This is a genomic window from Bradyrhizobium sp. SRL28, assembly GCF_018596315.1.
GTDB lineage: Bacteria > Pseudomonadota > Alphaproteobacteria > Rhizobiales > Xanthobacteraceae > Bradyrhizobium.
In genome coordinates, this window is record NZ_JAHEAG010000036.1 from 60,122 (window position 1) to 67,297 (window position 7,176).

Here is a 7,176-nt window from a genome sequence, read left to right on the forward strand (position 1 = left end):
CTTGCTATAGGGAGAGATGCCACGCGGGGCAAGCGTCAAATCCGGCGTCCGGACTTATCCACTAGCGCTTCGGCGGCAGGGTAAACGGCCGGGCGGTAGGCCCTGGCGGGCGATTCAGCTAGGATGGCGCACGGTGCATCAGGCTGGGCAAAACGTGCGGCATTTCATTCAATCTGTCCGGATCGCGTCATGGGCGCTGCTGGCGGCTATTGCATGCCTCGCGGCCACGCCAGCCGTCGCCGAGAAGCGCATAGCCCTCGCCATCGGCAACGACCTCTATCCCAATCTGCCCGCCGACCGGCAGCTCAAGAAGGCCGCCAACGACGCCACCACGATCGCGGGAACGCTGAGGTCGCTCGGTTTCGAGGTCATCGTCGGCACCAATCTTGGCCGCCAGGCGATGATCGACAAGCTTGCCGAGTTCATCGCGCGGCTGCAGCCGGGCGACACCGCGGCGCTGTTCTTTGCCGGACACGGCGTGGCGATTGCGGGCGTCAATTACCTGATCCCGAGCGATGTGCCGGCCGTGACCGAAGGCGCCGAAGCGCGCGTGCGCGGCGCATCGCTGGCCGAGCCCGATCTGATTGCGGAGTTGCAGGCGCGCTCGGTTCGCGTCGCGCTCCTGGTGATCGATGCCTGCCGCGACAATCCGTTCCCGCGCGCGGCCGGCCGATCGATCGGCAACACGAGGGGGCTGGCCGATGCCAAGCCTGCGCGTGGCATCTTCACGCTGTATTCCGCCGGCATCGGCCAAACCGCGCTCGATAGACTCGGCGGCAACGATGCTGCTCACAATTCGGTGTTCACGCGAATATTCGCCGAGCAACTGAAGCGGCCGGAGCTGCATCTTGGCGATCTCGCCGTCGAGGTGCGCGAACGCGTCGCCGAACTGGCGCTGAAAGCGACCGATGACCGCGGTCAGCCCGCGCCGCACGAGCAGACGCCGGCCTATTACGATCAAACCCTCGGTGGTCGCATCTATCTGGCGGGACAGCCGGGCGCTGGCCGCGTTGAGCAGCCGGCCACCAAGCTCGCCAATGTCGCCCCCGAACCTGCGCGCGCTGTGCGCCCGTCGCGGCCGGGCGTGCCGGGCGAAAGCTGCGTGCGCAACGGCTACGAGACCTATTGCGTCAGTTCGGTGCTGAAGTCGCAGTTCGGCAATTCCTACGGCCCGGAAAACCTTTTCAAGGGGCCAGCCAGCAGCGCATGGGTGGAGGGCCAACAAGGCAATGGCGTGGGAGAGTGGATTACGGTCGAATTCGAAGGGTTGCGCACCGTGCGTTCGATCGTCGTGCGCAACGGCTACCAGAAGAGCAACGATATCTTCGGAAAGAACAACCGCGTCCGGCATTTGCGGGCGGTGTTCTCGCAAGGCGAGACCCAGACGCTAACGCTGCAGGATCGAAGCGGGTCGGAATCCCTAACGCTGCCCAAGCCGGTCAAGGCCTACTGGGTCAAGTTCATCATCGACGATGTCTGGGCCGGTAACAAATACACGGACACCGCAATTACGAAGCTGGTGGTCAATTCGGAGCCGGCGCAGTGATCCGCGCAAAGCCGGGCGAGCGGACCTTTGGGCGGATGGCCCTGGCTGCGATCTGCGCGGCAAGTTGCCTGGTGAGCGCCGCTGCGCAGGCGCAAAAAATGCCGGCCAACTTCGTCTATCTGCGCGACGTCGATCCGACCATCATCCAGGACATCCGTTACGCCGGTTCGAACAATTTTGTCGGCCGTCCGCTCAGGGGATATGAGGCCGCCGAATGCGTGGTGAAGCGCGAGGTCGGCGCGCTGCTGAAGAGCGTTCAGGAAGAGCTTGCGCTGCAGAACCTGTCGCTGAAGATGTTCGACTGCTACCGGCCGACGCGCGCGGCTGCCGACATGGTGGCCTGGTCGCGCGACGGCAAGGAAACGCCGGCGCAGAAACGCTACAATCCGGCTTTCAGCAAGGCCGATCTGTTTCGCCTCGGCTACATCGCCGAACGCTCCGGTCATTCCACCGGCGCCGCGCTCGATCTCACCCTGGTCGATTTGAAAGCCGACAACTCGGCCACCTTCGATCCCAGCAAAGATTACGGCAACTGCATCGCCAACGTGGACCTGCGCGCACCGGACGGCAGCGTCGACATGGGCACCGGCTATGATTGTTCCGACGTCAAGTCGCACACATCAGCAAAATCCATCACCGCAGCCCAGCGCCGCTGGCGGGAGAGGCTGGTAATGGTGATGGCGAGGCGAGGATTTGTAAACTATTCGAAGGAGTGGTGGCACTTTTCGCTGCCGGGAGTGGGCGGGCAGGCCTATGATTTCCCGATCACACCGCGGAAGTGATTCACGGTTCCAGGATCAGCCATGAGCCAGGCAACATTTTTGACCCACGAGGTCTTCAACCAGTCACCGCCGTTCGAAGATATCGATCTCTATGCGGTCGACCGGCCGCTGGTCGAGGCGGTCGCCGCCAATGGCGGGGCTTCGGCACAAAGCGAGCTGTCTGAATTCGGCAGGCATTGGGGCTCCGCGGCGATGGCGGAACGCGGCCGCGCTGCCAACGAGAACACGCCGAAACTGCGCACCTTCGATTCGCGCGGCAATCGCCGCGACGAGGTCGAGTTTCACCCGGCCTATCATGAGCTGATGGCGCACAGTGCGCATGCCGGCGTGCACAATTCGACCTGGGACGCGGCAGGCAAGCCGGCCGGCGGCGCGTCCGAAGTGATACGGGCGGCGAAATTCTACATGGCCTCGCAGGTCGAGACCGGGCATCTCTGCCCGATCACCATGACGCGGGCCTCCGTCGCCGCACTGGCGGAACAGCCCGACCTGCTGGCCAGGGTGATGCCGGTGCTCGGCACGCGATCCTACGATCCGGCCTTCGCGCCCTGGTGGACCAAGCGCGGCATGACGCTCGGCATGGGCATGACCGAGAAGCAGGGCGGCACCGACGTGCGCTCCAACATGACGCGCGCGGAACGCGAAGGGGACGACTACCGCATCACCGGGCACAAATGGTTCATGTCGGCGCCGATGTGCGACGCCTTTTTGGTGCTGGCGCAGGCCGAGGAGGGGCTGAGCTGCTTCCTGATGCCGCGCTTTGCGCCTGATGGCTCGATCAACGCGATCAGGTTCCAGCGGCTGAAGGACAAGCTCGGCAACCGCTCCAATGCATCCTCCGAGGTGGAGTTTCACGGCGCCTATGCCGAGCGCGTCGGCGCCGAGGGCAAGGGCATCCGCACCATCATCCAGATGGTGCAGTTGACACGGCAGGATTGTGCGATTGCTTCCGCCGGCCTGATGCGATCGGACCTTGCGCACGCGCTGCATCACGCACGGCATCGCAGCGTGTTCCAGAAACATCTCGCCGATCAGCCGCTGATGCAGGCGGTGCTGTCGGACATGGCGCTGCATGTCGAGGCTTCGGTCGCGCTGGTGATGCGGCTGTGCCGGTCGTTCGACCGCGCGCCCGCTGACGCCAAGGAAGCCGCCTATATGCGGCTGTTGACGCCCGCCATCAAATACTGGGTCTGCAAGAGCGCGCCCGGCTTTCTCTATGAGGCGATGGAGTGCCTCGGCGGCAATGGTTACGTGGAGGAGGGCATTCTGGCGCGGCATTACCGGGAGTCGCCGGTCAATGCGATCTGGGAAGGCTCCGGCAATGTGATGTGCCTCGACGTCCTCCGTGCGCTGTCGCGGGAGCCGGAAGTGGTGTCCAGCATCGTGCATGAACTGACCGGCGAGACGCTCGGATTGCCGGGCGCGGGTGAGGCCATCACCTTCCTCGGCAAGGCGTTCCGCCGGCCGGACAGCGAACGTGTGGCGCGGCTGGCGGTCGAGAAGCTGGCGCTGCTGGCGGCTTCTGCCGCGCTCAATGCCGTGTCGCCGCGACATGCGCAGTCATTCGCCGCCACGCGCCTTGCCGGGAATCACGCCAGCATGTACGGCGCGGTCGATCTGGCGAGCGAAGACATCCGCGGGCTACTCGAACGTGCACTGCCCTGAAAACCACGCCAGCCGTCATGGCCATAGCCGTCCGAAGGAGGACGTCGCTTCCGCTCGCCTATGTCCCGGCCATCCACGCCTTCTGGTCCCGCTCGGCACAAAGGACGTGGATGGCCAGGACAAGCCCGGGCATTACGACAACGAGAAAGCGATCTGATGGATTCCGTTACTCCCGCAAATGCTGTTGCAGTCCCACCCGCGATTCCTGACCAGCCGCCACGCGTCTGGAAATTCTGGGGCACCACGCTGTGGGGCCTGTTCATCTTCGCTGCGATGTTCCTCGGCCAGGTCGCGGTCATCGTCTACTTTGTGCTGCGGCAGGGCGGATCGTTCGATGTCGCCGAAGCGATCCGTGTCGTCGGCTCCGGTCTGACCATCTCGCTCTCGGTCATCCTGGGATTGCCCGCCGTGCTGCTGGCGACGTGGGTCGCGATCCGTCTGACGCGCATGTCCTTTGCCGATTATCTGGCGCTGCGCTGGACCTCATGGCGCAATTTCTTCATGGGCGTCGCCGCGCTGGCCGTCCTCGTCGGCTGCTGGGACCTGCTGTCCCGCGCGCTCGGGCGCGAGGTGACGCCGGGCTTCATGGGCGACGTGCTGAAATCCGCGCAGGCGGACGGCGCGCTGTGGCTTCTGGTAATCGCGTTCTGTGTCGCCGCGCCGATGTGGGAAGAGATATTCTCGCGCGGATTCCTCTACCGTGGCTGGTCGGAATCAAAGCTCGGCGTCGCCGGCGCCATCTTCCTGTCGTCGCTGGCCTGGACCTCGCTGCATCTGCAGTACGACTGGTTCTTCTTCGGCGAGGTGTTCTCGATCGGCCTGTTGCTGGGATATCTGCGTTATCGCACCAACTCGACCTGGCTGACCATCGTCCTGCACGGCATCAACAATCTGGCCGCGACCATTCAGACCTTCTGGCTGGCCGGCTGATTGCCGATGGGGTAGAAGTTCACTCCATTCGCGCCGTGAGGTTGTCACCAGAGTGATGCTGGATTCAAATGATAGAAAACGGCCGGTCTCGGTAGCGGCACGAGCGCCCAAAACGTGGGACTTCATGGAAACCACGTTTGTCGCCCTGGTCGCTTACGCTGTCTTCAGTCTGACAGGTTGGCTCACTCTTGTTGTGCTGGCGGCCACACACGATGGCGCGGTCCCTTCTCCTGCCCAGCTTCAAGTAATGCCGAGGGGGTGGGATAGTGCTGCATCGATATTGGGCTGTGCATCGACGATCGTCGTGCTCTGGATCGCCGTCGGAATGGCGCGACGCGAGTTTTCTGAATACCTTGCCTTGAACTGGCCCACTCGCGACGAGGTTATGGCGGCCTTGATGATCACGATCATTCTCTGGTTGGGTGAGATCGTCTTCAGGTCTCCCACGGCGCCTTCGGCGAGTCTCCATCTTCCGTTCAGTGGTATCGGCGAGTTGCTAATCTTGTTTGTTGCAACCTGTGTCGCAGCGCCAATCATGGAAGAGTTTACTTTCCGGGGCTTCATGTTTCGCGGTTGGTCTGAGTCTTTTCTCGGTCCGATCGCTACCATCGTGCTGACCGCGGCAATTTGGGCGGCAATCCACGCCCAATATGATTGGTGGGGGCGTTGTTGGATCTTTGTGTCAGGTATCGCCCTTGGCCACTTTCGCTGGCGTAGTAATTCAACCTGGCTCGCGGTGATCGTTCACTCGGGCATGAACTTCTTTCTCTTTCTAACAATGCGATTCGCCTAGGGGGTCGCCGTCACCAGCGCGATCACGATCGGCATCGTGACCGCCGCCAGGATCGTCTGCAGCGTAATGATCTGCGCCAATAGCGGCGCGTCGCCGCCCATTTGCCGCGCCAGCACATAGGCGGAGGACGAGGTGGGCACGGCCGAGCAGACGGCCACGATCACCAGGCTTGAGCCCGATATGCCGAACCACAGCGCCAGCGCGACGCCAAGAACCGGCATCAGGATCAGCTTGAGTAACACCGCGATCGAAGCGGCCAGGCTCGGGCGGAACATACCTGCAAGCTGTAGGCCCGCACCGGTGACGAGCAGGCCGATGCCAAGGGAGGAGCGGCCGAGTGCCTCGGCGACGTCGTGCCAGACCTGTGGCAGCGGCAGATGCGTGACATTCACCGCAAGCCCGATCGCGCAGGCCCAGATCAGAGGATTCGTCAGCACTGTCATCACGATCGCGCGGAGCGACTGCTTTTCCGGCGCAGCGTAGTGGGCCAGCACCGACACGCTGAACACATTCACAAGTGGGATGATGGCGACCATGGCGACGGAGGCCAGCGCCAGCCCGGTGTGGCCAAAGAGATTGCTGGAGACGGCGAGCGCGACATAAGTCTGCCAGCGCGTTGCGCCCTGAAAGATCGAGGTGAAGGCCGGGCCATCGATGTTCCAGCGGGAGAAGACGGGCCGCAGCGCCAGGCACAAGAGCGACATCGCCAGCGCCGAGAGCATCAGCGCGCCGCCGACTCCGGCCACCGGAACGCTGGACAGATCGGCCTTCACCAGCGTCTGGATCAGCAGCGTCGGGAACAGGACGTAATAGGTCAGCCGCTCCAGCCCGTGCCATTGCGTGTCCAGCCGCATCAGGCTGCGCTTGAGGATGAAGCCGAGCACGATCAGCAGAAACACCGGCAGCAGCGCCGAGATCACCACCGCCATCAGCGATCCCCGCGAAGGGTCTTCAGCCGGTCCAGCGCACCCTGCAGAATGAAAATCGCGGCATGTTCGTCGATCACCTCGGCGCGGCGGGCGCGGGAAACGTCCATGCCGATCAATTCGCGCTCGACGGCGGCCGTCGAGAGCCGCTCGTCCCACAGCGCGATGGCGAGTCCCGTGAGGTTGGAGAAATTGCGAGCAAAGGCGCGGGTCGATTGCGCGCGCGGACCCTCGCTGCCGTCCATATTGATGGGCAGGCCGAGCACGAAGCCGACGGCGTTGCGTTCGCCCGATATCGCCAGCAGCCGCGCCGCATCGGCCTTGAAGGCCTTGCGGTGGAGTGTTTCGACGCCGGTCGCCAGCCGGCGGTCGGGGTCGGAAACGGCGACGCCGATGGTCTTGGTGCCGAGATCGAGGCCGATCAGGGCGCCGCGTTCGGGCCAATGCGTGACGGCTTCGATCAGGGGAAGGATGGGGGCGGGCATGACCCCGCATAACACCGGCCCAGCGCGGGCGCAAAGCCGATCGCGGCGT

The 7,176-nt window shown here is 63.8% G+C and carries 7 protein-coding genes; 5 read left to right on the forward strand and 2 right to left on the reverse strand.

Annotated elements, in window-relative coordinates; translation table 11 throughout:
• The first annotated feature begins 133 nt into the window (after window positions 1–133).
• The 5 genes from KIP88_RS37200 (at window position 134) to KIP88_RS37220 (ending at window position 5,716) form a co-directional block, all read left to right on the forward strand.
• Window positions 134–1,546, forward strand: coding sequence for a caspase family protein (locus KIP88_RS37200; protein WP_214493130.1), 1,413 nt, complete (start codon window positions 134–136; stop codon window positions 1,544–1,546).
• A 35-nt stretch (window positions 1,547–1,581) separates the two neighbouring features.
• Window positions 1,582–2,328, forward strand: a complete 747-nt coding sequence (locus KIP88_RS37205) for a M15 family metallopeptidase (protein WP_214493138.1) — start codon at window positions 1,582–1,584, stop codon at window positions 2,326–2,328.
• A 21-nt stretch (window positions 2,329–2,349) separates the two neighbouring features.
• The gene (locus KIP88_RS37210; RefSeq protein WP_214493131.1) at window positions 2,350–3,993 is read left to right on the forward strand and encodes an acyl-CoA dehydrogenase family protein; all 1,644 of its coding nucleotides are present in this window, start codon (window positions 2,350–2,352) and stop codon (window positions 3,991–3,993) included.
• Window positions 3,994–4,149: 156 nt separating this feature from the next.
• Window positions 4,150–4,923 (forward strand): CPBP family intramembrane glutamic endopeptidase, encoded by a 774-nt coding sequence (locus KIP88_RS37215; RefSeq protein ID WP_214493132.1) that lies wholly within the window; start codon window positions 4,150–4,152, stop codon window positions 4,921–4,923.
• 124 nt (window positions 4,924–5,047) lie between these two features.
• Window positions 5,048–5,716 carry a CPBP family intramembrane glutamic endopeptidase gene (locus KIP88_RS37220; RefSeq protein WP_249791308.1) on the forward strand — a complete coding sequence of 223 codons (669 nt, stop codon included), beginning with the start codon at window positions 5,048–5,050 and terminating at the stop codon, window positions 5,714–5,716.
• Here the strand turns inward: KIP88_RS37220 and KIP88_RS37225 are convergent.
• Both KIP88_RS37225 and ruvX read right to left on the reverse strand, forming a co-directional pair.
• A complete protein-coding gene (locus KIP88_RS37225) occupies window positions 5,713–6,645 on the reverse strand; it encodes an AEC family transporter (RefSeq protein WP_214493133.1) in 933 nt (310 codons plus the stop codon). The two genes, KIP88_RS37220 and KIP88_RS37225, sit on opposite strands and share 4 nt — an antisense overlap.
• Window positions 6,645–7,127, reverse strand: a complete 483-nt coding sequence (ruvX, locus tag KIP88_RS37230; RefSeq protein ID WP_214493140.1) for a Holliday junction resolvase RuvX — start codon at window positions 7,125–7,127, stop codon at window positions 6,645–6,647. Before ruvX ends, KIP88_RS37225 begins: the two co-directional genes overlap by 1 nt.
• Window positions 7,128–7,176: the final 49 nt, after the last annotated feature.